23 protein-coding genes are annotated in these 25933 nt (G+C 73.3%); 7 read left to right on the top strand and 16 right to left on the bottom strand.

What is annotated here, in order from left to right:
* Positions 1 to 131 precede the first annotated feature (131 nt).
* Entirely contained in the window at positions 132 to 545 is a 414-nt protein-coding gene (locus AC07F0_RS28720) for a VOC family protein (protein ID WP_478982980.1), read from the bottom strand.
* Between the two features lie 67 nt (positions 546 to 612).
* Positions 613 to 843 carry a hypothetical protein gene (locus AC07F0_RS28715; RefSeq protein ID WP_356924912.1) on the bottom strand — a complete coding sequence of 77 codons (231 nt, stop codon included), beginning with the start codon at positions 841 to 843 and terminating at the stop codon, positions 613 to 615.
* Between the two features lie 173 nt (positions 844 to 1016).
* On the opposite strand from AC07F0_RS28715, the gene AC07F0_RS28710 reads away from it, so the two are divergent.
* The gene (locus AC07F0_RS28710) at positions 1017 to 2732 is read left to right on the top strand and encodes a hypothetical protein (protein ID WP_478982988.1); all 1716 of its coding nucleotides are present in this window, start codon (positions 1017 to 1019) and stop codon (positions 2730 to 2732) included.
* Positions 2733 to 2799: 67 nt separating this feature from the next.
* Here AC07F0_RS28710 and AC07F0_RS28705 read toward each other — a convergent pair whose 3' ends face one another.
* The 6 genes from AC07F0_RS28705 to AC07F0_RS28680 all read right to left on the bottom strand — a co-directional run bounded on the left by AC07F0_RS28705 (position 2800) and on the right by AC07F0_RS28680 (position 13239).
* Positions 2800 to 3441, bottom strand: a complete 642-nt coding sequence (locus AC07F0_RS28705) for a cutinase family protein (RefSeq protein ID WP_478982979.1) — start codon at positions 3439 to 3441, stop codon at positions 2800 to 2802.
* 153 nt (positions 3442 to 3594) lie between these two features.
* Positions 3595 to 4815: a PucR family transcriptional regulator gene (locus tag AC07F0_RS28700; protein ID WP_478982978.1), complete on the bottom strand. Its 1221-nt coding sequence runs from the start codon at positions 4813 to 4815 to the stop codon at positions 3595 to 3597.
* Between the two features lie 122 nt (positions 4816 to 4937).
* Complete coding sequence (locus AC07F0_RS28695; protein ID WP_478982977.1) at positions 4938 to 5897, bottom strand: alpha/beta hydrolase; 960 nt, start codon at positions 5895 to 5897, stop codon at positions 4938 to 4940.
* Between the two features lie 21 nt (positions 5898 to 5918).
* A complete protein-coding gene (locus tag AC07F0_RS28690) occupies positions 5919 to 9884 on the bottom strand; it encodes an acyltransferase domain-containing protein (RefSeq protein WP_478982976.1) in 3966 nt (1321 codons plus the stop codon).
* Positions 9881 to 11647, bottom strand: coding sequence for a fatty acyl-AMP ligase (locus AC07F0_RS28685; RefSeq protein WP_478982975.1), 1767 nt, complete (start codon positions 11645 to 11647; stop codon positions 9881 to 9883). Before AC07F0_RS28685 ends, AC07F0_RS28690 begins: the two co-directional genes overlap by 4 nt.
* Positions 11648 to 11709: 62 nt before the next feature.
* The gene (locus AC07F0_RS28680) at positions 11710 to 13239 is read right to left on the bottom strand and encodes an acyl-CoA carboxylase subunit beta (RefSeq protein WP_478982974.1); all 1530 of its coding nucleotides are present in this window, start codon (positions 13237 to 13239) and stop codon (positions 11710 to 11712) included.
* A 325-nt stretch (positions 13240 to 13564) separates the two neighbouring features.
* On the opposite strand from AC07F0_RS28680, the gene AC07F0_RS28675 reads away from it, so the two are divergent.
* Complete coding sequence (locus AC07F0_RS28675) at positions 13565 to 14422, top strand: aldo/keto reductase (protein ID WP_478982973.1); 858 nt, start codon at positions 13565 to 13567, stop codon at positions 14420 to 14422.
* A 133-nt stretch (positions 14423 to 14555) separates the two neighbouring features.
* Positions 14556 to 14807, top strand: a complete 252-nt coding sequence (locus AC07F0_RS28670; RefSeq protein WP_086559611.1) for a DUF5133 domain-containing protein — start codon at positions 14556 to 14558, stop codon at positions 14805 to 14807.
* Positions 14808 to 14824: 17 nt separating this feature from the next.
* On the opposite strand, the gene AC07F0_RS28665 is transcribed toward AC07F0_RS28670, so the two are convergent.
* Entirely contained in the window at positions 14825 to 15823 is a 999-nt protein-coding gene (locus AC07F0_RS28665) for a GlxA family transcriptional regulator (RefSeq protein ID WP_478982971.1), read from the bottom strand.
* A 188-nt stretch (positions 15824 to 16011) separates the two neighbouring features.
* Here AC07F0_RS28665 and AC07F0_RS28660 point away from each other — a divergent pair, with 188 nt between their 5' ends.
* Both AC07F0_RS28660 and AC07F0_RS28655 read left to right on the top strand, forming a co-directional pair.
* Complete coding sequence (locus tag AC07F0_RS28660; protein WP_478982970.1) at positions 16012 to 16485, top strand: hypothetical protein; 474 nt, start codon at positions 16012 to 16014, stop codon at positions 16483 to 16485.
* A 139-nt stretch (positions 16486 to 16624) separates the two neighbouring features.
* Positions 16625 to 16828 (top strand): hypothetical protein, encoded by a 204-nt coding sequence (locus AC07F0_RS28655; protein WP_436728460.1) that lies wholly within the window; start codon positions 16625 to 16627, stop codon positions 16826 to 16828.
* Positions 16829 to 16858: 30 nt separating this feature from the next.
* Here the strand turns inward: AC07F0_RS28655 and tgmB are convergent, their stop codons facing one another.
* The 6 genes from tgmB to AC07F0_RS28625 all read right to left on the bottom strand — a co-directional run bounded on the left by tgmB (position 16859) and on the right by AC07F0_RS28625 (position 22414).
* A complete protein-coding gene (gene tgmB, locus AC07F0_RS28650; protein ID WP_478982969.1) occupies positions 16859 to 17842 on the bottom strand; it encodes an ATP-grasp ribosomal peptide maturase in 984 nt (327 codons plus the stop codon).
* A gap of 16 nt (positions 17843 to 17858) precedes the next feature.
* On the bottom strand, positions 17859 to 18050 hold the full coding sequence (tgmA, locus tag AC07F0_RS28645) for a putative ATP-grasp-modified RiPP (protein ID WP_037669517.1): 192 nt from the start codon (positions 18048 to 18050) through the stop codon (positions 17859 to 17861).
* Positions 18051 to 18181: 131 nt separating this feature from the next.
* The gene (locus AC07F0_RS28640) at positions 18182 to 18493 is read right to left on the bottom strand and encodes a YkvA family protein (protein WP_478982968.1); all 312 of its coding nucleotides are present in this window, start codon (positions 18491 to 18493) and stop codon (positions 18182 to 18184) included.
* 236 nt (positions 18494 to 18729) lie between these two features.
* Positions 18730 to 20886: a xanthine dehydrogenase family protein molybdopterin-binding subunit gene (locus tag AC07F0_RS28635; protein WP_478982967.1), complete on the bottom strand. Its 2157-nt coding sequence runs from the start codon at positions 20884 to 20886 to the stop codon at positions 18730 to 18732.
* Entirely contained in the window at positions 20883 to 21887 is a 1005-nt protein-coding gene (locus tag AC07F0_RS28630; RefSeq protein ID WP_478982966.1) for an FAD binding domain-containing protein, read from the bottom strand. Before AC07F0_RS28630 ends, AC07F0_RS28635 begins: the two co-directional genes overlap by 4 nt.
* Complete coding sequence (locus tag AC07F0_RS28625; protein WP_478982987.1) at positions 21884 to 22414, bottom strand: (2Fe-2S)-binding protein; 531 nt, start codon at positions 22412 to 22414, stop codon at positions 21884 to 21886. The genes AC07F0_RS28630 and AC07F0_RS28625 overlap by 4 nt, the downstream gene beginning before the upstream one ends.
* Positions 22415 to 22647: 233 nt before the next feature.
* Between AC07F0_RS28625 and AC07F0_RS28620 the strand changes: the two genes are divergently transcribed.
* The gene (locus AC07F0_RS28620; RefSeq protein ID WP_478982965.1) at positions 22648 to 23205 is read left to right on the top strand and encodes a serine hydrolase; all 558 of its coding nucleotides are present in this window, start codon (positions 22648 to 22650) and stop codon (positions 23203 to 23205) included.
* On the opposite strand, the gene AC07F0_RS28615 is transcribed toward AC07F0_RS28620, so the two are convergent.
* A complete protein-coding gene (locus AC07F0_RS28615; protein WP_478982964.1) occupies positions 23156 to 24313 on the bottom strand; it encodes a hypothetical protein in 1158 nt (385 codons plus the stop codon). The two genes, AC07F0_RS28620 and AC07F0_RS28615, sit on opposite strands and share 50 nt — an antisense overlap.
* Positions 24314 to 24967: 654 nt before the next feature.
* Here AC07F0_RS28615 and AC07F0_RS28610 point away from each other — a divergent pair.
* Complete coding sequence (locus tag AC07F0_RS28610; protein WP_478982963.1) at positions 24968 to 25762, top strand: SCO4651 family lipoprotein; 795 nt, start codon at positions 24968 to 24970, stop codon at positions 25760 to 25762.
* Positions 25763 to 25933: the final 171 nt, after the last annotated feature.

Raw genomic sequence — 25933 nt, 5'->3', positions numbered from 1 at the left:
CCCCCCCCCCCCCCCCCCCCCCCCCCCCCCCCCCCCCCCCCCCCCCCCCCCCCCCCCCCCCCCCCCCCCCCCCCCCCCCCCCCCCCCCCCCCCGCGCGGCGGACGGTCCCTGACCGTCCGGTCGGTCCTGCTCAGCTCTCCGATCCGCTGATGTTGACCATCCAAGGGACGCCGAAGCGGTCCGTGCACATGCCGAACACGTCGCCCCACATCTGCTTCTCCAGCGGCACCGACACCGAGCCGCCCTCGGAGAGCTTCTCCCAGTAGCCGCGCAGCTCGGCGTCGTCGTCGCCGCTCAGGCTCACCGAGAAGGGCTGGCCCGGCGCGGACTCCATGCCCGGGGGGTTGTCGGCGCCCATCAGGGTGAAGCCGGTGGTGGTCTCCAGCATGCCGTGCATGATCTTGTCGGCGTTCGGGTCGTCCCCATGGCCGAAGTCACCGTAGGTGTTGAGGGCCAGGGTGCCTCCGAAGACCTCCTGGTAGAACTCCAACGCCTGCCGGGCGTCGCCGTTGAAGGACAGGTACGGGTTGAGACGCGAGACCATGAGAACCTCCGGGACGGGACCATTGTCATAGGGACGGCGCTGAAGGCTCACGCCTCGTCGGACAGGCTCACGCCTCGTCGGACGACCCGTTGTTCCAGTCGTACGGGCCGCCGCCGCGCCACTCGATCAGCTCGGTGTCGTCGACGGCCGTGTCGGTGGTGGGCAGGCCCTCGCGGTGCAGCAGGTCCAGCACGTCGAAGAGGCTGTAGGCGACGCCCATGCGCTCGCCGTGGATGGTCACCAGCCGTCCGCCGTCCGGCGCGGGCGGCTGCACGACCACAGGGGGTTGACCGTCCATAGCCCCACCATGCTCCCGAAACCGCCGGTTCGCAGCTCGACTGGCCCAGAAGGGGTCCTTGTGCGGGTACCGGGTCCCTGTGCGCCGGTGACAAGGCACGATCCGGAAACTGAGTTCTCATCAGCATCCCCTGAGGGAGCTCGCACCGCAGCCCTAGCGTCCGTGGCATGGACATGAACCTTTCGAGAAGAGGGAAGTGGCGCGGCGCGGCACTGGCGGTGCTGCTCACCGCAGGGACGCTGACGGCCGCCGCCCCGGGCGCCCGGGCCGACGGCGCGCGGACCGAGACGCCGGTCGCGTCGACGTCGCCGGTGACCGGGGTGACGGAGTCGGTGGTGCGGGTGAAGGTGCCGCTGCCGGAGTCGGCCGGGCCGCGTCCGGCCGCCTGCGACTGGCTGTCGTACCTGCGCTACCGCTCCGCCGACGGCCCGGCCGCCTCGGCCGACGCGGACCGGATCCTCGTCGCCCAGCCCGGGATCCTGGAAGGAGCCGGGGCGTTCGACAGCGTGGCCCGCAACACCGTGGCGCGAGCCGCCGAGCAGGGCCTGCACATCGAGTTCTGGGCGCTGGACCGGCGCTCCAACTGCCTGGAGGACCGCACCGGCATCGCCTCCGGCGACCAGCACACCGCCGTCGACTACTACTACCGCGGCAAGCAGGTCGGCGGCCGGACCTTCGGCGGCTACGCCCGCAACGCGGAACTGGGGTGGATGGCGAAGCTCGGGATCGAGCAGACCGTACGCGACCAGTACGACCTGCTCACCGCGGAGTTGCCGGACCAGGGACTGCGGAAGCGGAAGGTGCTGTGCGGCGGGCATTCGCTGGGCGGTGTGATCACCGGGTACTTCGCCGCCGCCGACTTCGACGGCGACCGGGCCACCACGGCGGACGCCGGCTACAACCAGTGCGCCGGCTACTTCGCCCTCGACACGACCGTCTCCACCTCGCTCGCCGACCTCAGCGGCAGCCTGCCGGACGACACCAACCTGCCCGACATCGGCCTCGGTCACGGCGCGGTGCAGGCCGGCCTCGACACCGGGGTGCTGCCGCGCACGCTGTCCGCGCCGGTGCTGCTCAACCCCGAGACCATGACCCTGCTCGGCATCGCCGGGATGGGCGCCCTCAAGGACCCCGACGCCGAGGCCGACCTGCCCCGGTACCTGCCCTCCAACCTCAACATCGAGGCGACCCACCGCTTCCTGTTCTCCAAGGACACCGCCGCCTTCCTCACCGGCAAGCCCGCAGTGAAGGACTTCCGCCTCACCAACGGGGCGGTGCTCGGGGCGCTGCTGGACGACAACTCCGTACCGCTGGCGTTCCTCCAGACCAGCGTCGGCTTCTTCGACGGCGGGCCGATCGCCGACAAGAGCTTCCCCGTGGCCAACGGCGGTGAGCAGCAGCCGGGGCTGTACGGCACCGCGTACAAGGCCATCCCGGACCGGCCGCGGGGGCCGCTCTACACCTGGCGCAACTACGACCGCGTCGGCGACCCCGACGACCCCGGCCACCGGTCGGCCGACGGCACCCCGTTCACCGGCCCCGGCGAGGAGGTCACCGACGTGCGGCAACTGGCCCGCAGTCTGGCCGAGCAGCCGCTGGACTTCACCGAGCAGTACTTCCCGACCAAGCTGGTGACGGACATCCAGCTGGCCGGCTCGCCTCAGGTCAAGAAGCTCGTCGTCCATCCCGGCGGGCTCACCGCCAACCCGGTGCTCACCGTCCTCGCCGGTGAGGGACTCCTCGCCGGCCGGGCCCCGGCCGAGCTCCACCCCGTGGTCGCCGACGGCTACCAGCACCTCGACGTCCTGACCGCCGCGCCCGTCCAGAACAACGGCCGACCCGAGATCGTCTCCACCAGTCTCGCCGGTTTCGCGCGGTCGCCGCGCTGACCCTCCGCGTACGTACACAAGGGGCCCGGGAGGAGATCCTCCCGGGCCCTTCGGTGTGCTGCCGGGGTCAGAGCCTGCCCGCGGCGAACGTGGCCGCCTGGTCGGCGTTGTCGCGGTAGCCGAGGTGCGCCCCGACGTTGCCGCCGCCACTCTCGCAGACGGGGTCACCCTTGGCGCAGATGTCCAGGGTGCGGCTCTGGTACGTGCCGGTGACGCTCTTGCCGAGGGCCCGGATCGGGTTGCCGAACAGCAGCACCGCGGCGACCTTCGGCTCGACCGCCGCGGGCAGCGTGGCCACGATGGGGCTGCCGACCACCGCGCCCGCGCTGCTGATGCCGATCGAGTTGTCGACGACGTTCGCGCCCTGCGAATAGCCGACGAGCACGAACCGCTGATTCGGGCAGGCGGCGGCCTGGCTCTTCACATGGTCCACCAGGTCCCTGTTGCCCTGCGCGGCGGACGTCAGGGAAAGGTCCGCCGGATAATTCACCGCATAGCTCGACAGGCTTTTGCCCGCCGTTTTCTTCTGCAGCGCGGAATACACCGGGTCGCCGACGATGAAGCCGAGCGTGCCCGGCTCGAAGGTGCCGCGTGCCGAGACGACTTCGACGTCAGAGCAGGCCGCGGCCGTGGCCGAGGGAGCCGAGAGGGTGGCCAGACCGGCCCCGCCGGCCAGCGAGAGTGCGGCGAGACACAAACGGATACGCATGGGGATCCTCTGCGGGTGGGGCGCGTGGAGCGCCTGCGAAAAAGGACGGCCCGAACGTATTCGCTGTGTCTCCCGGAGTGTTATGGACGGGATTATGAAATCGCCGCAGCTTTTTGTCGCCGAATGAGTACGTCGCCGATTGAGTACCGGCATTCAGTTCTGTGGTGTGCGCAGTGACTCCGCGCGCAACGCGAGAATCAGGTCGAGGCGGGTTTCCGGGTCGTGCAGGGCGTCGCCGAAGAGCTTCTCCAGCTGGCGCAGGCGGTAGCGGACCGTCTGCGGGTGGATGTGCAGCCGGGTGGCGACGTCCGGCACGTTGCTGCCGGTGAGCAGCCACGCCAGCAGCGTCTCGGCGAGCCGCTCGCGCTGCCCGGCCGAGACCGTGTCGAGCGGCGCGAGAACCCGCGCCTGGAGCCGTTCCAGCAGCGGCTCGTCGCCGTACAGCAGCAGCGTCGAGAGATGGTCGGCGCACCGCACCACGCCCTGGCGGGGGAGGACCCCGCGGCCCATCAGCCCGAGTGCCCGGGTGGCGAGGCGCAGCGACTGCGCGGCATCGGTGACCGCGACGGTCGGGCCGATCGCGGCGGGCCGGCCGCGCAGCGCGAGCGTGAACGCCCGGCCGCCGAAGCGGCCGGAGCCGTCCGGGTCGGGCACCAGCATCCGCGGTGGCCGGGACTTCATGTCCACCAGCGCGCCCGCCGCGGCCAGCGGCCGGTCCTCCTCCCGCCGGTCCGGCGCCGCCGCGAGCGCCACGACGGCGACCGTCCGGGGCACCGGCCAGCGCGCGCTGTGCGCCAGGTCCTGCACGGCCTCCAGCGCCACCGGCCCGTCCTCCAGCAGCAGGTCGAGCAGCCGTCTGCGGCGCCGCTCCAGCTCGTCCGAGTTGCGCAGCTGGGCCTCCGCGTAGCCGGCCGCGGCCGCCTCGGCGACCTCGTGCACCGTCCGGAACGCCAGCTCGCCGAGGGCCGCGACGACCGTGGAGTCCAGGCCGAGTTCCTCCGCCGTCTGCCCCATCAGCCGCCAGGCGTGCAGCCCCCCGACCCGCAGCGCGGACTGCAACGCGTCCAGGCTGCGGCCCTCGAGGGCCTCGCCGCGCCCCAGTTCGTAGTACGTCGCCGCGATCGCGCCCGCGTCGTCGCGCGGGTCGGCTATGTGGTCGACGAACAGGGTCAGCGCCTGCACCACCCCGGCCCGCAGGTTTCTGCCGTACGGCCCGTCGGCGGGCCGAGCGTACTCGGGGACCTGACGGCGGACCTCCTCCTCCACCTGGTCGGCGACGGCCGCCAGCTGGGCGCGCAGCAGCTTCGCCAGCTCGGGCGGCATCGGTGGCATACCGGGGCGGTCCGGCACGCCGTGCCGGGCAGGCACAGCCATCACGGACACTCCTTTCGAGCGGAAGCGGCTCACCCGCAGGCTGTTGCCGCTGTGACGCGTGGGAAGTCCTGGGTTGGACGGACGACCCCTGCGCTCCGTTCCGTGCCCCGACGGCACCCCCGTCACTCCGGCACGCCCAGCGCTTGGGCGAGCATCGGCCACGAGGCGGTGAACTCCCGCTTCCAGTAGGGCCAGTCGTGTCCTCCTCCCGAGTAGAGGTGCGTGGTGGCCCGGATGCCGAGGCGGGCGAGGGTGCCGGCGAAGCCCTGCGCCGACGGCCACAGCGCGCTCTCCAGCACCCCGGGCAGCGGATCGCCGCCGCTGCCATCGCCCACGCCGCTGCCCTGCGAGACGTACAGGGCGGTGCCGCGCAGCCCCGTGGCGCGGGCCCGCGGGTTGAAGTCCCGCCAGGTCAGGAGGTTCAGCAGCGGATGGCCCCACAGGGACGCGGCCGGCAGGTTCTCGCGGGCCACGATGGCGTCCATGATGGGGGGCACGCCGGGGGCGGTGGTGTCGAGGATGCCGCTGTAGGAGGCCGCTGCCGTGAACGCCCCGGGGTGGCGGGCCGCGTGGGCCATCGCGCCGTAACCGCCGGTGGAGACCCCGGCGACCGCCCGTACGCCGGAGGCCCGGTAGTTCCGGGCGAGCAGCGCCGGCACCTCCTTGACCTGGAACGTCTCGTAGTCGGGGCCGCCGCGCCAGACGCTGGGGATGCCGGTGGGGCCGGCGTCCGGCATCGCGACGATCAGGTCGCGGCCCTCGGTGAAGGCCTCGATGCCGGTCTCCCGGGTCCACGACGTGTAGTCGTCGTGGGCGCCGTGCAGCAGGTACAGCACGGGGTACCTCTTCTCGGGCCGCGCACCGAAGTCCGACGGCAGGATCAGCCGGACCGGCGCGCTGCGGCCGAGCGCGGCGGAGGGCACGGACACGTCCAGCGTGCGCGGCCCGAGCCGGGTGGCGGCCGCGGCACGGGCCGTGCCGCCCGCGGCCCCGAACAAGGCGGCGAGGCCGGCGGCGGCCGTCGCTCTGGCGACAGTGCGCCGGGACACTCCGGCAGCGGGCTTGGGCGGCAGGTCGGGCATGGCGGCTCCTCGGTTGGAGATTCAGGGGGCCCGTTCGGCGAGCACCCGGCTCAGGTGGGCGGCGATCTCGTCGACGTGCGGCGGATCGAGCAGCGACAGATGGTGACCGGGCACCGGCACGACCTCCAGGCGCGGGCACACCTCGTCCCAGCCCAGCGCCTCGTCGTCCCGCTCGTACGCCGGGTCGCGCACGGTGTGGGGCGCGGCCTCGGTGGCGCGGTAGAGGAGGACCGGCCCGTCGTACCCGCCGGGCCGGTGCGACTCCCCGATGCCCATGTCCAGGTAGGAGGCACGCTGGTGCTCCAGCGCCGCGGGCGGCACGTCGGCGGCCTCGCGCAGCGCCCGCAGCACGGTGTCGATGCGGTCCCGGTCGTCGTCCATGGCCACGAGCTCGTCGTACGGCAGCTCCAGCCGCACCCCGTAGGCGTCGGCGACGTGGCCGGCGAAGCCCTCGAAATGCGCCCGGATCCGGTCGGCGCGCGTCACGCCGGGCCGGGGGAGGGGGCGTACGGAGTCGAGGAGCACCACCAGCGGCACGTCCCGTCCGGCGGCGGTCAGCTGCCGCGCGGTCTCCTGGGCGACGAACCCGCCGAAGGACCAACCGCCCAGCAGGCAGGGCCCGTCGGGGTGGGCGGCGGCGATCGCCTCGGCGTAGCACCGCGCCTTCTCCGGCACGGTCCGGGCCTCCTCGATCCGCTCCAGCCCGTACACCGGCCGGTCCTCGCCGAGCCGCTCGGCGAGCGTCCGGTAGACGGTCACCGGGCCGCCGGCCGCGTGGACGAGGAACAGCGGGGGCCGGGAACCGGTGGCGCGCAGCGGCCGCAGCGGCGTGTCCTCGCGGGGGAGGGCGTTGCGGATCCGTGCGGCGGCGTCCTCGACCGTGGCGGCGGCGAACAGGTCGCGCAGGGGGAGCTCGACACCGAACTCGCGCTCCACGGCCGTGCGGACCCGGACGGCCATCAACGAGTCCAGGCCGAGGTCCGCCAGGGCGGTGGAGGGAGTGACGCGGGCCGGCGGGTGGCCGGTGACGGCGGCGATGTGGTGGGTCAGCCGGGCCAGGACCGACGAGGGCTCCGTCACCTCGGTGGCAGGCTCCGCCGGTTCCGGCTCCGGCTCGGTGCGGGCCCGGCCGTCCGTCCACCAGTGCCGTACGTGCCGCCACCGGGACACCGGCAGATCGACGACCCGGCCGGGCGGCACCGGCAGCCGCTGGCCCGCCACGTACAGGGCGCCCAGCTGCCCGGCGAACGCCTCCGTCCCGTCGGCGTCCCGGCGCAGGGTGGCCAGGGCCAGGGCATCGGGCACGGTGTCGGCGACGGCCCCGGTCAGCACCGGGTGGGGTGAGATCTCGACGAAGGCCGTGTGGCCGTCGGCCGCTGCCGCCGCGAGCGCCCGGTCGAGGCGGACGGGCCGCCTGAGGTTGGCCGCCCAGTGGGCCGCGTCGAACAGGCAGTCGCCGCACGGGTCGTCGAGCACGGTGGAGTACACCGGGACACGCGGCCGCCGGCCCCGGATGCCCGACAGCGCCTCGGCGAGCTCCGGCAGCAGCGCGTCGACCTGCGGCGAGTGCCCGGCACCGACGACCCGCATGGCCCGGGCCGCCCGGCCCTGCCCCTCCAGCCGGCGCACGAGCCCGGCCACCGCGGCCTCCTCGCCCGTGACGACCTTCTGCCGGGGCGAGGAGTGCACGGCGACGTGCACCCCTGGGAAGTCCCGCTCCAGGGAGTCCAGTTCGGCGTCGTCCAGGTCCACCACGGCCATCGCGCCGCCGCTCAGCCCGCTCAGCAGCCGGGCCCGTACGGCGATGACACGCGCCCCGTCCGCCACGTCCAGCGCGCCCGCGCACACCGCCGCCGCGACCTCGCCCATGGAGTGGCCGACCACGGCGGCGGGCTCGACCCCGTACGAACGCCACAGCTCGGCCAGTGCCAGCTGGAGGCCGAACAGCACGGGCTGGGCGACGTCCAGGCGGTCGACGCTGGCCCCGGAGGACAGATGGTCGTACAGGGACAGGCCACACTCCGGGGCGAGCTGCGGGTCGAGTTTCTCCACGGCCGCGGCGAACGCGGGTTCCTCGGCCAGCAGCCTGCGCCCCATGCCCGGCCACTGGCTGCCGTAGCCGGAGAAGACCCACACCGTGCCGCGCCCCACCCGGTCCCCCTCCCCGGTCACCACCCGTGCGTCCGGGCGCCCCGCCGCCAACGCGCCCAGGGCATCGCAGAGTTCGGCGCGATCCCGGGCGACCACGGCTGCACGTACCGGACCGCGGCCGGTGCGCCCGGCCAGGGTCCGGGCCACATCGGCGGGGTGCGCGGTGCTCTCGCGCAGCCAGTCGGCGAGCCGGCCCGCCGTGTCGCGGACGCGCCCCGCGTCGAGGTCGGACAGCACATGGAGACGTGCCACAGGCTCCTCGGCCGGCCGTACGGGGGCCAGGCCGGGCGGCCCCTCCTCCAGCACCACATGCGCGTTGGTGCCGCCGAAGCCGAACCCGGAGACGCCCGCGAGGGCGGTGCCGCCGTAGCGGGGCCAGGGCTCCGGCTCGGTCACCACCCTCAGCCGCTCGTCCGCGAGGGACGTGCCCTCCGCGCAGTGCAGGGACGGCGGGATGCTGTCGTGGTGCAGGGCCAGCACGGTCTTCACCAGGCCCGCGACGCCCGCGGCGGACTCCAGATGCCCCAGGTTGCCCTTGACGGACCCCAGCAGCAGCGGCTGGTCCGGGTCGCGGCCCGGGCCGAGCACCGCGCCCAGCGCGCCCGCCTCGATCGGGTCGCCCAGCGGGGTGCCGGTGCCGTGCGCCTCCACGTAGTCGACCTGGGCCGCGGCGAGCCCCGCCCGTGCGTACGCGCTCTCCAGCAGCGCCTGCTGCGCGGCCGGGTTGGGCGCCATCAAGCCGTTCGAGCGGCCGTCGGAGTTGACGGCGGTCGCGCGGACCACGGCCAGGACGCGGTCGCCGTCCCGTTCCGCGTCGGACAGCCGCTTCAGGATCACGGCCGCGCAGCCCTCGCCGCGCCCGATGCCGTCGGCCGCCGCCGAGAACGGCTTGCACCGCCCGTCCGGTGCGAGCGCGCCCGCCCTGCGGAAGGCGACGGTGACGGCCGGCGACAGCAGCAGGTTGACCCCGGCGGCGATCGCGAGGTCGCTCTCGCCCGTGCGCAGGCTGACGCAGGCGTGGTGCACGGCGACCAGAGAGGACGAGCAGGCCGTGTCGACGGCCAGGCTCGGCCCCCGCGTGTCCAGGACGTAGGCGAGCCGTCCGGCGGTGACGCTCAGGGCGCCCCCGGCCGGCGCCCAGGGATCGACAGCGGCCGGATCGGCGCCCGTGAGCTGCCCGTACTCGGGGGCCGACACCCCGACGAACACCCCGGTGGCGGTGCCCGCCAGGGACCCGGCCGGCACGGCGGCGTGGTCGAGCGCCTCGTGGACGACCTCCAGCAGGATCCGCTGCTGGGGGTCCATCACCGCCGCCTCGCGCGGCGTGATGCGGAAGAAGTCCGCGTCGAACCCGGCGATGTCGTCGAGATAGCCGCCGTACGGATGCGCGTCGGCGGGTGGGAAGTCGGTGAAGTCGCGCCAGCGGTCCTCCGGGACGCGCCGGATCGCGTCGACGCCCTCGCTCAGCAGCCGCCAGTAGCCGTCCGGGCCGTGCACCCCGCCGGGCAGCCGGCAGCCGACCCCGACGACGGCGAGCGGCTCGGCCGTCACGCCCGGCAGTCCGGCTCGGGCGGCATCCGAGGCTCCTGAGGCCTCCATGCCGCACAGCCGCGCCACCAGGGCCTGACCGGTGGGCGTCTCCCACAGCAGCGTCGTCGGCAGCTCCCGGCCCGTCGCCCGGGACAGTTCACCGGCCAGGGCGACCGCGTCCCGCGAGGACATGCCGAGGTCGGCGAGAGGCCGGTCCATCGGAACGTTCTCGGGCGAGGCGCCGTACCAGACGGCCACCCGTTCGGCGATCAGCCGGCGCAGCGCGCCCTCGTCGAGGGGGCTCATCCCGCGGTACCCGCCGTCGCCGCGGTGGCCTGCCCGCCGTACGCACCCTCCAGGTACCGGGCTCGGGTCAGCGCCCGCGACACCTTCCCGCTGGAGGTACGCGGCACCGTGCCCGGCGGCACCAGGACGACCTCGGCGAGCCGCAACCCGTGCCGGGCGGAGACGGCACCGCGCACGGCCCGCGCCACGGCCGGCACGTCCAGCTCGGCGAGGCGCACGCTCCGCGCGTGTTCCGCCACGATCACCACCCGCTCACCACCACCGTCGCCGGGCACGGCGAACGCCGCGAGCCGGTCCCGGCGCACCGCGGGGTCCGCGTCCTGGGCCGTCGCCTCGACGTCCTGCGGATAGTGATTGCGGCCGTCGATGATGATCAGGTCCTTCAACCGTCCCGTGACGACCAGCTGTCCCTCCAGCACCGTCCCCAGATCGCCCGTCCGCAACCAGCCGCCCGGAGTGGCTTCGGCGTCCGCGAACTGGGCGCCGAAGACGTCCCCCGGTTCCCGGTTCCAGTAACCCCGGCCGACATTCGGCCCCTGGACCCAGATCTCGCCGACCTCGCCCTCCGACAGCAGGGCCCGCGTCACCGGGTCGGCGATACGGACCCGCTGGCCCGCCGGGGTGCCACAGCCCGCCAGCAGCACCGCCCGGGGATCGTCCGGCCGGGCCGGCAGGGCCTTCCCGGCGGCCAGGGCGTCACGGTCGAGCGCGAACCGGCCGAGCGGCTCACCCGGCCGGGCCGCGCAGACGAACACGGTGGCCTCGGCCAGGCCGTACGACGGGCAGTGCGTCTCCGGCGCCAGTCCCTGACCGGCGAACGCGGCGTGGAAACGGTCGGCCGTGCCCGGGCGGACCGGCTCACTGCCGTTGATCAGCGCCGTCACCCGGTCCAGCCGCAGCCCCTCCTTCTGGTCGTCGGAGACGCTCGCGGCGCAGTAGTCGTAGGCGAAGTTGGGCGCGGCGCTCACCGCGTCCGGGTGCGCGGAGAGCAGCCGGAGCCAGCGCACCGGCTCGTGCAGGAAGGCGGCCGGGTCCATCAGCACCGACAGCGTCCCTCGTGTCACGGGGGCCGCGACGCTGAGCACCAGCCCCATGTCGTGGTAGAGCGGCAGCCAGCCCACGCAGGTCACCGGGCGGGCGTCGGCACCGTAGGCGGTGAGTGCCTGGCGGGCGTTGGCGACGACGTTGCCGTGGGTGATCTCCACACCCGCCGGGGCGCGGGTCGAACCGGAGGTGTACTGGAGGTAGGCGGTCGCCCCGGCGTCCGGCGGGGCGGGCCGCCAGTCCCGGGCGGCTTCGTCCGTCACCTGGTCGGCCACCACGATCCGCGGCCCGTCGGGGCCGAGGAAGTCGCGCACCTCGTCCCGGCAGCGGCTCGTGGTCACGACGACCGAGGGACACGCGTCGGCCAGGACACCCGCGAGCCGGTCCGCGTGCCCGGGCAGGCCCGGCGGATACAGCGGCACGGCGACCAGCCCGGCGGCCAGGGCCGCGAGGAAGGCGGTCACGTACTGCGTGCCCTGCGGGCACAGCAGCGCGACCCGCTCTCCCGGACCGGCCTGCTCGGCGAGGCGCGCGGCCAGCGCCCGCACCCGCACGTCCAGACGGCGCCAGGTCAGGGTGCGGTGGACGCCGCGCGAGTGCGGTGCCGGGTGCTCGACGAAGGTGAACGCCCTGCGCTCCGGGGTGTTCTCGGCCCAGTGCCGGACGTACTCCGGCAGCGTCGGGCACACGGGCGCGAGCGGGGGGCGGCGGCTGTCCATCAGGCGGGGCTCCTCACGGCGCGGATCGGCCTAGGGGTCGCAAAGGGGGGAGAGGGGGGCGGCTAGAGCGGGATGTTGCCGTGCCGGCGTTCCGGCATCGGCGCGCGTTTGCCGCGCAGGGCGCGCAGCGCGCGGCAGACCTGCTCCCGGGTCTCGCGCGGCGCGATGACGGCGTCGACGTAGCCGCGCTCGGCGGCGAGATAGGGCGTGCCGTGGGTGCGCTCGTACGCGGTGAGCAGGCGGGCGCGCAGCGCCTCGGGGTCGTCGGCCGCGGCGAGTTCCCGCCGGTGCAGCACGCCCACGGCCCCCTCGGCTCCCATGACGGCGATACGGGCGGTGGGCCAGGCGAGGTTCACGTCGGCGCCCAGGTGCTTGGAGCCCATCACCGCGTATCCGCCGCCGTACGCCTTGCGCACCACGACCGTGACCTTGGGGACGGTGGCCTCGGCGTAGGCGTACAGCAGTTTCGCTCCGCGCCGGATGATGCCGGCCTGCTCCTGCCGCACCCCGGACAGGTAACCGGGCACGTCGGCGAAGGTCAGCAGCGGGATGCCGAACGCGTCGCAGAACCGCACGAACCGCGCCGCCTTCTCGGAGGCGTCGATGTCGAGGACCCCGGCGGCGTGCAGCGGCTGGTTGGCGACGACACCCACCGAGCGGCCCTCGATCCGGGCCAGGGCGCAGATGATGTTCGGTGCGAACAGCTCCTGTACCTGGAGGAGCTCACCGTCGTCGACGACCGCGTGCAGGATCGCCCGCATGTCGTACGCCTCGCCCAGCCGGTCCGGGACGACCTCGTCGAGGCCGGCACCGGGCGGCGCGTGCCCGGGGGCGTACTCCGGGGGCCGTTCCAGATTGTTGGCCGGGAGGTACGACAGCAGGTCGCGCACGGTGTCGAGGGCGTCCTCCTCGTCGGCGGCCAGGAAGTGGGCGTTGCCGTTGACGGTGTTGCTGGTGCGGGCGCCGCCCAGTTCCTCGGCCGTGGTGCGCTCGCCGGTGACCGTCTCGATGACGTCCGGGCCGGTGACGAACATGTGCGAGGCGCCGTCCACCATCACCGTGAAGTCGGTGATCGCCGGTGAGTAGGCGGCGCCTCCCGCGCACGGCCCCAGGACGACCGAGATCTGCGGGATCACCCCGGACGCCTTGACGTTGCGGCGCACCAGCTCGGCGTAGAGGGCGAGCGAGGCGACGCCCTCCTGGATACGGGCCCCGCCGGAGTCGTTGAGACCGATCACCGGGCAGCCGGTCTTCAGGGCCAGCTCCATCAGCGCGACGGTCTTCTCGCCGAAGGCCTCGCCCATGCTGCCGCCGAACACCGTGGAGTCCTGGGCGAACACGCACACCGGGCGGCCGTCGACCGTGCCGTACCCGGTGATCACCCCGTCGCCCCAGGGACGGCGGGTGCCGTCCTTCGCGGCGGGCCGGGCCCGGACGAACAGGCCGGTCTCCGTGAAGGAGTCCTTGTCCACGAGCCGTTCGATCCGCTCCCGGGCCGAGAACTCCCCGCGTCTGCGCGGTCCGCCCGGGGCCACCGCCTGCTCGCGGCGGCGTTCCAGGCCTGCGACGCGCTCCGCGGTGCTCCCGGGCACGTGCGCCGCCGTTTCCCCCGGACCGGATGCTGTCACCTCTGTGCTCACAACCACCTCCGAAGCGGTTCTCGAATATGGCAGTGGGACGGGGGAGCGCCGGGCGAATCGCCGGTCCGTGTGGGGGAATTGAGTCCTCGGGTGCGGGCTTTCATCCCCGCGTGACAAGGGACCGCCGGTCGGCCGCCGAGGGGGCGGGCGCGATTCAGCTGCCCGAGTGCTGAATGCGTTCTCCTTCTTCTATTGGACCCCGGGGCCGTTCGGTGTCCAGGCTGGAGTGCACCATCGCCAGACAGCCTCAGCGACAGCCGGAAGAGGTCACGAGCACATGCACACCCGCCGCATCGGTGATGTCGACGTCAGCGCGATCGGCCTGGGCGCGATGCCCATGTCCATCGAGGGACGACCCGACGAGGAACGCTCCCTCGCCACCATCCACGCCGCGCTCGACGCCGGCGTGACCCTGATCGACACCGCGGACGCCTACCATCGGGACGCCGACGAGGTCGGTCACAACGAGACCCTGATAGCCAAGGCCCTCGCCTCCCACGACCGTGACGGCGACGTCCTGGTCGCCACCAAGGGCGGCCATCTGCGTCCCGGTGACGGCAGCTGGACGCTGGACGGCAGCCCCCGCCACCTGAAGGAGGCCTGCGAGGCGTCCCTGCGCCGACTCGGCGTCGAGGCCATCGGGCTCTACCAGTTCCACCGCCCCGACCCGCGCGTCCCCTACGCCGAGTCCGTCGGCGCGATCCGGGACCTGCTGGACGAGGGCAAGATCCGCATGGCCGGCATCTCCAACGCGAACCCCGAGCAGATCCGGCTGGCGGGCGAGATCCTCGGCGGCCGTCTGGTCTCCGTGCAGAACCAGTTCTCCCCGGCCTTCCGCTCCAGCGAACCGGAGCTGGACCTCTGCGACGAGCTCGGCATCGCCTTCCTGCCCTGGAGCCCCCTCGGCGGGATCTCCAAGGCCGGCGAACTCGGCTCCGGGCACGCGGCGTTCGCCCGGATCGCCGAGGTGCACGGGGTGAGCCCGCAGCGGGTGTGCCTGGCGTGGATGCTCGCCAAGTCGCCCGTGGTCGTCCCGATCCCGGGCGCCAGCCGCCCCGAGACCATCCGCGACTCGCTCGCCGCGGCCGACCTCGTCCTGACGCCGGAGGAACTGGCGGAGCTGGACGCGGCCTGAGCATCGACCGGTTTCACTGACGGACAGTCGGAGACGGTAAGTTTTCCGTCACATCCGCCCCTGGTGAGAAAAACATGTGAATGTTTCCGCGTGGTTCGGGCATACGCAGCGAAAACAGAGAGAGGGGCGCTACGTGCTCGTACCGGACCGGAAGGTCGTCAGGGAGTTGCTGACGCGGTATGCGTCGCTGAGGATCACTCAGGCGGAGAGGCACGTGCCGACGGCGGCACGCGAGCTTGAGGACGTCAGCTACACGCTGTGCGTGATGATGGGAACGTCCGACATCACCGACGCCATCGCCAAGGCCGACACCCTGCTGCTCACCAAGGAGCGGTCCGAGGAAGCGGACGCGGACGGGGAGAACGGGCTGACGCTGGTCGGCTGAGATCTCGTAGGGCCCGGTCATGAACCGGGCAGCGCCCCGGCGGCCGGTGAACGGGCCGCCGGGGCGTTCGTCTTCCCGTGGAACGCCGTGCGATACGCGTACGGTGTGGTGCCCACCACCTTGCGGAACCGCTCCCGGAACGCCGTCGGCGAGCCGAACCCCGCCTGCCGCGCGATCCGTTCGACGGAGTGGTCGGTGTTCTCCAGCAGGTACTGGGCGCGCCGCACCCGCGCCCGCAGCAGCCACTGCAACGGCGTGGTCCCGGTCTGCTCGCGGAAGCGGCGGCTGAACGTCCGCTCGCTCATTCCCGCGCGCTCCGCCAGTGCGCTCAGCGTCACCTCGTGGGCGAGGTTGTCCTCGATCCACTCCAGCAGCGGCTCCAGCGCCGACCCCCGCGGCACCGGCGGGTGCTCGTGCACGATGAACTGGGCCTGTCCGCCCTCCCGTTCCAGCGGCATGACCGACATCCGGGCGATGTTCGCCGCGACGGCCGACCCCAGATCCCGCCGGATCATGTGCAGAGACAGATCCAGTGCGGCGGCCGCACCGGCCGAGGTGAGGATCTGCCCGTTGTCGACGTACAGCACGTCCGGTTCCACCTCGACCCGCGGGAAACGCCGGGCCAGCTCGCCCGCGGCCACCCAGTGCGTGGTGGCGCGCAGCCCGTCCAGCAGCCCGGCCTCCGCCAGCACGAAGGCGCCCACGCACACGGACGCGATCCGGGTACCGGCCTCGGCGGCCTGCCGCAGCGCCGCCAGGACCCGGGCGGAGGGTGGCGGCGCCTCGGGAGAGCAGCCCGGCACGATGATCGTGTCGGCCTCCGCCAGCGCCTCCAGCCCCCGGTCGATGCGCAGGGTGAAACCGCCGTCCACACGCACCTCCGGCGTCTCGGCGCACAACCGGACCCGGTAGGCCGGCCGCCCGTCCGGCAGGTGGGTCCAGGCGAACGTCTGCTGGGGCGCCGCCATGTCGAACGGCACCACTCGGTCGAGAACCAGGATCGCCACGGAGTGCATGACCGCCACCCTAGGCGCATTCCCGCCAGGCGCACGAACCGCCGAAGTACCGGCCCACGGCACAAGAGAGCAGGTCGCACGAGTTGGCGGGAATCCGTTGGAAGCTGTCGTTCCAGCCCATGGGCGATCGTCTCCGGGCTCCCTAACGTGGGCTCGCCGCCGTCGATCGCACCACGGAGAGAGTCCCGGTGACCAAGATCCTGCTGTCCCTGCACGTACTGGCCGCCATCGTCGCCATCGGTCCCGTGACCGTCGCCGCCAGCATGTTCCCGCCCGCGGTGCGCCGCGCCGTCCCCGCGGGCGGCCACGCCCCCGACTCGTCGGCGGTGAGCACGGTCGCGTTGCTGCACCGCATCTGCCGTGTCTACGCCGGTATCGGACTGACCGTTCCGCTCCTCGGGTTCGCCACCGGTGCCGCGATGGGCGTCCTGGGCAGCGGATGGCTCGTCACGTCCATCGCGCTGACCGCCGCCGCGGCGGGCATCCTGGTCGCCTTCGTCCTGCCCCGCCAGGAGGAGCTCCTCGGCCAACTGGACGGCGAACAGGCTGTCGAGCACCGAAGTACCGTTCAACTCGCCATGTTCACCGGCATCTTCAACCTCCTGTGGGCGACGGTGACCGTCCTGATGATCGTCAGGCCGGGCTCCACGACGGGAGCCTGAGCTCCGGCCGGCCGCATGTCACGGATATCCGGTCTGCGTCAAGTCCACCCGGGTAATTCACACTCCGGGACACCTGTCCGCCTACACTCGGCTCTCTCGCCCCCGCTCGGGGCCGACGAGCAGAAAGGCGTGTTGACGGGTGTTCCAGGATTCCCCCATCTACGACCGACTCATCGCGGAGTGCGGCGATGTGCCCACACAGGTTCGCCGCGAGGCCGAACGCGTGAGCAGGGAACTGGAGCAGGTCATGCGGCCCGCGCAGTCCCCCGGCTACGACCGCCCGCACTCCCCGGGCACCGGATGGCAGCGTACGGCCATGCTGCCCGGGCCGCGGCCGCAGTGAACCAGGATCGGTGCGCGGCCGTCACCGTGCTCAACAGGCCGTCCTGTTCGCGCCGTTGACGCGCGACGGCCCCTCGGGGACGGGGCGGGCCAGCCACTCGGCGATGGTGCGGGCGATCGGCTGGCCCGTCTCCACCTCGACGAACCCGAACTGTCCCGACTGATTGCACTCCAGGAACCACCAGGTGCCGTCGGCGTCCTCGACGAAGTCGAAGGCCCCGTACGCCAGTTCGCCCTCCCGTAGATAGGCCCGGACACCCGGCACGATGGACGACGGCACGTCGGTGGGCCGCCACGGTTCGCCGGGTGCGGCGAACCGCACGTCCACCTCGTCGGGATCCGCGTCCGCGGCGGCCGCCTTGCGTGCGGCCAGCATCCGGTCGCCCACCACGGTGAGACGGATGTCGGCCCGCTTGGAGATCCGCCGCTGGAACAGCGTCGGCCCGAACGCGACGGCGGAGAAGTCCGTGTCCGGCGCGACCCTGCTGGTCGGCACGGCCCGGGGCGGGTCCTGCGGATGCGCGCCCGACACCGGCTTGACCACCAGGTCCGGGTAGCGCTCGGAGAACTCGCGGGCGGCGCGCGGGAAGGTCGTGATCAGCGTCGCCGGCACGGGCAGGCCGCACCGCTGGGCGAGGCGCAGCTGCCAGGGCTTGTGCCGGGCCCGGCGAGCCGCGTCGGGGTGGTTCATCCAGCGTGCATCCGAGCCCCGCAGCATTCCGTAGAGAGCCTGGGCGGCCTCCTCGGTCAGCCACGCGGACGGCTGGGCCGCCCGCACCGCAGGGGTGCCCGGCCGGCGGACCCACACCGATCGCAGCCCGCCGATGCTCACCAGCCGCCCCCCGGCGGACAGGTGACCGCGGAAGCGGCCGTGGACGTACTCCCCGGACAGCGAGACACCACCGGTCAGATCGGCGGGGTCGACGCGGACCACTGGAATCCCGGCCGCGTTCAGGTGGACGACCACCATGTCCGCGGTCACGTCCTCCTCGCAGGTGAGGATCAATACCGTCATCTTCGGCGGCCCGCGGTCAGTCGTCGAAGTGCGTCTTGGAGCCGGCGGTGGACGTCGTGGTGCCGACCTCCCTCAACAGAGCGAAGTCGGAGGCGGCCACCCGGCCGTCGTGGAGCACGTTCAACTGCTGTCCGGCGTCGTACACGTACGGAATGGCAGCTTCCAACTCCACTGCCGGGCGCGCGTAGTTGAGCGCGAACGGTTGCATCGTCTCTCCCTCGTCGGTGCTGCGCCGATCGAGCCGGATCCAGGGGCACGGCCACCCGGTCCGCCGACTCGTTTCGGCTCCCAGAGACTTATACGAATCGAACGGGTGGTTGGTTTCCTTACTTTCCGTAGTCATCGGGCCGGTTGGCGGTCCGGCCGGTGTGCCGACTCGCGCTCCCGCTCGCCGAGGGAGCCACGGACGGTGCGCAGAGCGAGCAGCAGGACGCCGATGTCGTCCAGGTACACCGGATCGGGCAGCAGGTCGACGGGCAGCAGGAAATAGAGAACCGCGCCCCAGAAGACCCAGCGCGGACCCGCGGGCAGCCCCGCGCGACGCAACTCACGCCGGGTCCTGACCAGTCGCACGAGAATGCCGACGGCGAAGACGAGGACGACGGCCGCGACAACCGCGGCCAGGGTGATCACCGTTGTGGTCGTATCCACGGGCTGCCCTCCTCCTGGCGTCCGCGACACGGGGTGTCCCTTCCTGGATTCCCGTTTCCGGCGGCTGTATTGCCGCCGGGGCCCGACATGTCGGCGCGTCGGCGGATTTTCCGTACCGCCGCAGGTGTGGTGGTCATCCCGGTGGTTCACCCGAGTGGCACGGTGTGACGCCTCTCGGGGGCCGGGAGTGGGCACCCGCAGCGACGCCCGGGATACGCCAGGCGGCGGAGTGACGCCTAGACGCCCCGCACCGGAATGGATCCGCCCCCTGCGGAGCCGGTCCGGGCGTCTTTCGCCGTCCGGCCGCCGAGCAGTCCGGCCAGTACCCGGTCGGGCGTCAGCGGGAGTTCGCGGAAGCGGACGCCGGTGGCGTGGTGGACCGCGTTGCCGATCGCCGCGGCCGTCCCGACGATGCCGATCTCCCCGATCCCCTTGCTGCCCATGGGGTTGAGGTGGGGATCGTCCTCGTCCAGCCAGTGCGCCTCGATCCGGTCGACGTCGGCGTGCACCGGCACGTGGTACGACGCCAGATCCGACTCCGTGAAGTCACCGAACGCGGGGTCCATCGTGCTGCCCTCGGTCAGCGCCATGCCCAGACCCATCGTCATGCCGCCGACGAACTGGGAGCGTGCCGTACGGGCGTTGAGGATGCGTCCCGCGGCGTACACCCCGAGGAGCCGGCCGACCCGCACCTCGCCGGTGACCGTGTCCACGGCGACCTCGGCGAAGTGCGCCCCGAAGGCGTGCCGCGCCCACTCGCTCCCGGCGTCCGCCGTGCCCTCGGTGTCGGCGCGGGCGCCGAGGCCCTGCTCGGGCAGCGGCCCCGGATGCTCGGCCAGCCGCCGCGCCAGCCGGGCACCGGCCTCGTGGACCGCCCAGCCCCAGGAGGCGGTGCCGGACGAGCCGCCGGCCAGCGGGGCCGGCGGGAGTTCGGTGCTGCCTACCTCGATCCGCACCCGCTCCAGCGGCACTCCGAGGGCGTCGGCGCCGACCTGTGCGAGCACGGTCCGCGCGCCCGTACCGATGTCCGTGGCGTTGATCCGCACCAGGAACGCGCCGTCGGGCAGTGCGCGGGCCGACGCCGTGGCGGGCGACACCATGACGGGGTACGTCGCCGCCGCCACGCCCGTGCCCAGCAGCAGGGGCCCGTCCCGGCGGGAGGCCGGCCGGGGATCGCGCCCGGCCCATCCGAAGCGGCGGGCGCCCTCGCGCAGACACTCCACCAGGTGCCTGCTGCTGAACGGCTTGCCGCTGTCGGGTTCGACGTCCGGTTCGTTGCGGACCCGCAGTTCGACCGGGTCCATGCCCAGCTCGTCGGCGAGTTCGTCCAGGGCGGACTCCAGCGCGTACATACCGGGTGCCTCGCCCGGCGCCCGCATCCACGACGGCGAGGGCACGTCCAGCGCAGCGACCCGGTGCTCCGTACGGCTGTGCGGCGACGCGTACATCACCCGCGCCGGGACCGCCGCCTGCTCCACGAACTCCTTGATGCGGGAAGTGTGCGTGGTGACCTCGTGCACGAGGGAGATGAGGCGTCCGTCGGTGTCGGCGCCGAGCCGCAGCCGGTGCAGGGTGGGCGCACGATGCCCGACGACGGCGGGCAGGTACCGGCGGGGCAGCGCCACCGTGACCGCCCGCCCGGTCTGCCGCGCCGCCATCGCGGCGAGCACCACGTCCGGCCGTGGCGTGCCCTTGGAACCGAAGCCGCCGCCGACGTGCTCGGCGGTGACGACGATCCGCTCCTCGGGAACGCCGAACAGCCCGGCGAGCACACCCCGCACGGCACCGGCGCCCTGGCTGGAGGTGTGCACGGTGAGCCGGCCGTCGTCCCAGCGGGCGGTGCTGGCGTGCGGCTCCATGGGGTGGTTGTGCAGCGGCGGCACGCGGTAGGCGACATCGACCCGGGCGGCCGAGGACCCGAATGCCCCGTCTGGATCGCCCCGCTCGCGGACGGCCGGATATTCGGCGTTGGCGTCGTCGGGGACGTACACACCCGGGTGCGACGCGGTGAGGGTCACATCGTGCTCCTCGGCGGCGTAGTCCACACGGACCGTGGCGGCACCGGCCCGCGCCGCCTCCAGGGTCTCGGCCACCACCAGGGCCACGAACCAGCCGCGGTGCGGAACCCGGGGGTTCTGGAGCAGGGCGAGCGTGGCGTCGTCCGGCTCGGCGAGCCGCGGCGCGTTCTCGTGGGTGAGGACGGCGAGCACACCGGGCACGGCCAGGGCGGCCGCCGTGTCGATGCCGGTCACCCGGCCCCGGGCGACAGCTGCCGGCACGGGCCAGGCCTGGGCGCGTCCGGGGTAGTGGTACTCGGCGGCGTAGCGGGCGGTGCCGCTGACCTTCTCCCGGCCCTCCCGGCGCTCGGCGGGGGCTCCCACGCTGCCGGTCATGAGGTCCTCCTCGCCGGCGCCGCGTCCGCGAGCCGGGACAGCACGTCCAGGGCGATCCACCGGGCCAGCGGCACCTTGTAGGCGTTGTCGCGCAGCGGCTGCGCCGCGGACAGTTCCAGGTCGACGGCGTGTTCGAACGCGGCGGTGGTCGCAGCCGCACCCAGCAGCGCCTCCTCCGCCCGCCGGGCCCGCCACGGCCGGTGCGCCAGCGCCCCGAACGCGAGCCCCACGTCGGCGACCACACCGTCCGACACGCGCAGCACGGCCGCGACGGACGCGAGCGCGAAGGCGTACGAGGCCCGGTCGCGGGCCTTGCGGTACACCGACGGCAGCCCGGCCGTCGCGGCGGGCAGCACCACGCCGGTGACGAGCTCGCCGGGCCGGATCTCGGTGTCCTGCTCCGGCCGGTCCCCGGGCAGCCGGTGGAAGTCCGCCGCCGCGACACTCCGGGCGCCCTTCGGACCGTACAGCTCGACACGCCCGTCCAGAGCGGCCAGCGCCACCGCCATGTCCGACGGATGGGTGGCGATGCAGTGCGCGGAGTGGCCCAGCACGGCGTGATCACGGTGGACGCCGTCCCGGGCGCCGCAGCCGCTGCCCGGCTCCCGCTTGTTGCACGGCTTCGACAGGTCCTGGAAGTACGGGCACCGGGTCCGCTGAAGCAGGTTGCCGCCGGTCGTCGCCGCGTTGCGCAACTGCCCCGACGCCCCCGCGAGGACCGCCTGCGACAGCGCCGGGTACCGGTCGCGCACCAGCGGATGGGCCGCGAGGTCGCTGTTGCGGACCGTCGCCCCGATCCGCAGCGCGCCGTCCGGCAGTTCCTCCACCGCGTTCAGCGGCAGACGGGTGACGTCGACGAGGGCGGCGGGCCGCTCGACACCGAGCTTCATCAGATCGACGAGGTTGGTGCCGCCGCCGAGATAACGGGCACCGGCGTGGGAGGCGTACGCGGAGGTCGCCTCCTCGACGCTCCCGGCGCGGACATAGGCGAACTCCTTCACGGGATCACGTCCTCCACGGCCTCGGCGATCCGCGGATACGCACCGCACCGGCACAGGTTGCCGCTCAGCCGCTCCCGGATCTCCGCCCGGTCCAGCGGCACCGGCCCGGCCGAGGGCGTGGCCGGGTCGGTGACGTGCGAGGGGTGGCCGGCCGCCGCCTCGGCGAGCATGCCGGCCGCGGAGCAGATCTGGCCGGGGGTGCAGTAGCCGCACTGGAAGGCGTCACGCTCCAGGAAGGCCCGTTGCAACGGGTGCGGTTCCTCCCCGTCGCCGGACAGCCCCTCGACGGTCGTGACGTCACAGCCGTCCAGGGCGACCGCGAACAGCAGACAGCTGTTGACGCGCCGCCCGTCCACCAGGACCGTGCAGGCACCGCACTGGCCGTGGTCGCAGCCCTTCTTGGCGCCCGTGAGGTCCAGGTCCTCCCGCAGGAGGTCCAGCAGGACCCGCCGGTGGTCGACGGTGAGGGTGTGGGGTTTGCCGTTGACGCGGAGCGTCGTCTCCGAGTGGTGCTGGTCGTTGCCCATGGCGTGGAAGACCTTCCCGGACGGGCCGTACTGCCGTACGGAACCGCGTATCCACCAGACCACGACTGACACGTGCGCCCCGCGAGGAAGGATCCTGGGGTGTATACCGCATGTGCCGGTGCCAGGAAGGTCACCCGGTCCGTCCGTGTGCGGGGACGGGTCAGGGTGCGCTCGGGGATCGCTCCGGGATCGACCCCGATGCTCGGGCGCCTGCCCGCTGACAGCGTGGGGGCATGACCTCACCGCGCATGTCACGAAGGGCCTTTGCGGGCGCCACCCTGTTCGGGACGGCCGCGCTGGCTGCCACCGCGGCTCTCCCCGCGCCTCGCGCCCATGCCTCGTCCGCCCCGCTCCCACCGCTGGATCCCATGGCCCTGCAGGCGGCGGTCGACGACCTGGAGCACCCGCCGTCGACCGCGGCCCAGCTGCGCGTCGGCGGCACGACCGGCCACTGGTGCGGCACCTCGGGCGTGGCCGACATCAGCACGCGGCGGCCCGTGACAGCACGTGACAAGGTCCGGATCGGCAGCATCACCAAGGTTTTCGTCGCCACGGTGGTGCTGCAGCTGGTGGCGGAGGGCCGGGTCGGCCTGGATGCACTGCAGCACCAGCGCTTAAGGCTCGGCGCCCTGGACAGCCCGGGGCTTCCGCGTGACGCAGCACTGCGAGCCGATGGCGGGCGCGTCTTGCGAGCTCGCGTTCGGGAGACCCCCCTGTCAATAACGTCCGTCAGTTTTAGACCTAGTGCTCGTCCCCGGACGGGGCCACGGGACGCTGGGACCTGCTCTTGAGGCGTTCGAACGTGCGTGTGAGCTGTTGCAACGGAGACGCCGTTGTGGTGTCGGAGGGCTGCCGGCGCGCGGGAACGGCCTCGGCGGACTCCTGGTAGGCGGCCAGGGCCTCGTGGGCGCGTTCGGCCGCCTCCCGGTACAGGTCACGTGACTTCGTCATGGCCTCCAGCGCCTCGGCGTACATGGCCACCAGCCCGCGCTGGCGCTCCAGCTCCTCCTGGAGGGTCAGCAGGTGCCAGTCCTCCCGCAGCGCGGTGAGGGCGTCCTCGGCCCCGTCGGGCAGCGGTCTCGGCAGCGCGGCGTACCGCGTCACCGCGTCGACGAGGTCGGTGGGCTCCGAGCCGTCCAGGAAGACCGCGCGGACGGAGAAGTCCTCGGCGACGTAGCCCTCCGGCGCCGGGGTGCCGGGCAGCACCACGGCACCGCCGCGCGGCACCTGGACCCCCAGGTCGCGCAGGGCCCAGTTGAGGCCCCGGTGCTGCTGGGGTGCGGCGCGGTGCTCCACCACACGGTGCCGCAGGCCCGGCGGAAGCCACCGCGCCACCGGCAACCGACCCCGGTCGTCGGTGGTCATCGCCTCGTGGACGACCACGTGGATGTGCCACCCGCCGCGCACCGCGTTCCTGAACAGGCGCCGCGTGTCCTTGTCGTCGTGGGGGAGCGGGTTGATCTTCCGCAGGGACAGCTCCGCGGCGCCGTCCCGGTCCCAGGCGAGGTCCGGCTCCTCCGGCCAGAACAGCGCGGCGGGCGACGGCCAGTCGTTGTTCCACGGCTGCTCGGCCTCCGCGACCAGGATCCACTCCTGCCCGCCGTCCGGCCCGGGCGTCACGCCGATCCGGGCCCGCACGGTCACCGTCTCCTCCACCCGCCAGCGGGCCTCGAAGACCCGCTCCGCCGGGGTCTCCTCCGACCCGGCATCGGTCCCGGCATCGGTGTCGGCCTCGGTCCCGGCTTCGGGCAACTCGAGAAAGTCGTCGATGGCCCGACTTCGCTTGCGCTGCTCCAGCGAGCGCCGGAGCACGTCTTCCGCGGCGCCTTCGGCAAGGCGGCCGCGAGCCAGCCACACCGTGGCGGGAGTCATGGGGCGGACGGTGGGGGAAGTCGGCATGGGTCCAACTGTGAACGGGGGCAGGGGCTCCTGCCAGTATCGTCGGCGCAGGCCGACGGGCATAACCCGGGGTCACACACGGGGTGGCGCCCTGCGGCACCGGGCGGCGCCAGGGGGCAGCACCGGGTGCTCGGAGCCACGCGGCGCGCACGGGGTGTGCGCGCCGCGCGCACACCGGCGGATCACACTCGTGGCTCCACCGGCACCAGATCCCGACAATGGTCCGCACGAGCAGGGCCCGCCCACCATCCGCATCGGGGCGGGTCCTGCTCGCCTGCCGTCGGGCCCTTGGGGAACCGGGCACGGGTCAGGGCGGCCGGCACACCGATGGCCGACTGGTCGCTGACGGGGTGACTACGGTGGGCGGTTGGGAGCCACCGAGGAGGTGGCCGGCGGCGCGCTCGCCGGCCGCTTCGCTCTGGTCTCCGATGAGAACCCGGATCTGGTCGACCAGTCCGTGGCGGCACATGGCGGAACGGGAGCCGCGGCGCCGGTCGGTGGCGATCGCCGTCGGGGGACCCGGACCCCGTCCTCGGACCTGGTGAGGAACAGGGCGTCACGGCCGAAACCCCGGGCCCCGTCACCGATGTCGTGCGAAGATCTACGGGCCCTGTCGGGCCCACCCTGCCGCAGTAACGATTCCTCGGAGAGCCCATGCGCCGCGCCTCCCTCCTCTGCGCCGCTGTCCTGCTGTTCTGCACTGCCTGTTCCGGCGGTCCGGACAAGGACTCGGGGGAGACTGCGAAGAAGGCCGTGGATCACGGGTCGGCCGTGCGTGCCGCGATCGAGAGGACGAGCGCGGGCAGCGCCCGCTTGGACCAGAAGATCGAGCTGCGCTCCGCCGACAGCCCCACGACGTACGTGTTCACGATCGCCGGCGGCTTCGATCTGGCGGGTGACAGGGGCCGGCTCACGGTGGAGCTTGAGGACAGCGGCATGGACCCCGTCGAGGAGGTCTTCGTCGGCGACACCGTCTATGTGCGGGGCTCGCGGGCGGTGGGCGCAAGCGAGTGGGCCTCGACCGTCCGGAGCGAGGCCCTGACCCGCTATTTCCTGCGGGCGCCGCTGAACGACCCCGAGCACCTGCTCCGCCAGACGAAGGCGATGCGGCAGGTGTCGAACGAGGGCAAGGAGCAGGTGAACGGCGCCCCCGCGGTGCACTACCGGGGCACGATCGACCACGCCACCGCGACGCTCCGCATGACGGCGGAGACGAAACAGGGCCTGGACGACCTGCGCGAGAAGCTGGGCGACGACATGCCCGTCTTCGCGGACGTGTGGGTCGACGGGAAGGGGCGCGCCGTCCAGGCCCGGCTGTCCTGCTTCGGAGGTGTGAAGGTCATGACGACGATGACGCTGTCGGACTTCGGGACGCCGGTGAAGGCCGAGGCGCCGTCGGCCGAGCAGGTCGTCCCCGTGACAGCGGGCGAGGATGTCCTGCTGGCCTGAGTGGGAGCGACCTGACGCGCGGCCCTGGGCGACAGTCGGACCGACGAGCCCGAGTACGACGCCTTGTCCAGCCGGCCGGCGCCCGGCATGTCCGCAGAGGCTGATGGCGGGTGTCGGACAGATCCAGCCGGCCATTCGACACCGGGGAAGAGGCGATCGACGGCGGCACGC

Source organism: Streptomyces sp. NPDC045955 (assembly GCF_056430805.1).
The sequence above is the reverse complement of the archived record's forward strand: the minus strand, read 5'-3'. Positions and strand labels throughout refer to the sequence as shown.

Bases quoted from the DNA above. Each gene is read 5' to 3' on its own strand.
- AC07F0_RS28720 (WP_478982980.1), bottom strand. From the start codon at position 545: ATGGTCTCGCGTCTCAACCCGTACCTGTCCTTCAACGGCGACGCCCGG.
- AC07F0_RS28715 (WP_356924912.1), bottom strand. From the start codon at position 843: ATGGACGGTCAACCCCCTGTGGTCGTGCAGCCGCCCGCGCCGGACGGC.
- AC07F0_RS28710 (WP_478982988.1), top strand. From the start codon at position 1,017: ATGAACCTTTCGAGAAGAGGGAAGTGGCGCGGCGCGGCACTGGCGGTG.
- AC07F0_RS28705 (WP_478982979.1), bottom strand. From the start codon at position 3,441: ATGCGTATCCGTTTGTGTCTCGCCGCACTCTCGCTGGCCGGCGGGGCC.
- AC07F0_RS28700 (WP_478982978.1), bottom strand. From the start codon at position 4,815: ATGGCTGTGCCTGCCCGGCACGGCGTGCCGGACCGCCCCGGTATGCCA.
- AC07F0_RS28695 (WP_478982977.1), bottom strand. From the start codon at position 5,897: ATGCCCGACCTGCCGCCCAAGCCCGCTGCCGGAGTGTCCCGGCGCACT.
- AC07F0_RS28690 (WP_478982976.1), bottom strand. From the start codon at position 9,884: ATGAGCCCCCTCGACGAGGGCGCGCTGCGCCGGCTGATCGCCGAACGG.
- AC07F0_RS28685 (WP_478982975.1), bottom strand. From the start codon at position 11,647: ATGGACAGCCGCCGCCCCCCGCTCGCGCCCGTGTGCCCGACGCTGCCG.
- AC07F0_RS28675 (WP_478982973.1), top strand. From the start codon at position 13,565: ATGCACACCCGCCGCATCGGTGATGTCGACGTCAGCGCGATCGGCCTG.
- AC07F0_RS28665 (WP_478982971.1), bottom strand. From the start codon at position 15,823: ATGCACTCCGTGGCGATCCTGGTTCTCGACCGAGTGGTGCCGTTCGAC.
- tgmB (WP_478982969.1), bottom strand. From the start codon at position 17,842: ATGACGGTATTGATCCTCACCTGCGAGGAGGACGTGACCGCGGACATG.
- tgmA (WP_037669517.1), bottom strand. From the start codon at position 18,050: ATGCAACCGTTCGCGCTCAACTACGCGCGCCCGGCAGTGGAGTTGGAA.
- AC07F0_RS28635 (WP_478982967.1), bottom strand. From the start codon at position 20,886: ATGACCGGCAGCGTGGGAGCCCCCGCCGAGCGCCGGGAGGGCCGGGAG.
- AC07F0_RS28625 (WP_478982987.1), bottom strand. From the start codon at position 22,414: ATGGGCAACGACCAGCACCACTCGGAGACGACGCTCCGCGTCAACGGC.
- AC07F0_RS28620 (WP_478982965.1), top strand. From the start codon at position 22,648: ATGACCTCACCGCGCATGTCACGAAGGGCCTTTGCGGGCGCCACCCTG.
- AC07F0_RS28615 (WP_478982964.1), bottom strand. From the start codon at position 24,313: ATGCCGACTTCCCCCACCGTCCGCCCCATGACTCCCGCCACGGTGTGG.
- AC07F0_RS28610 (WP_478982963.1), top strand. From the start codon at position 24,968: ATGCGCCGCGCCTCCCTCCTCTGCGCCGCTGTCCTGCTGTTCTGCACT.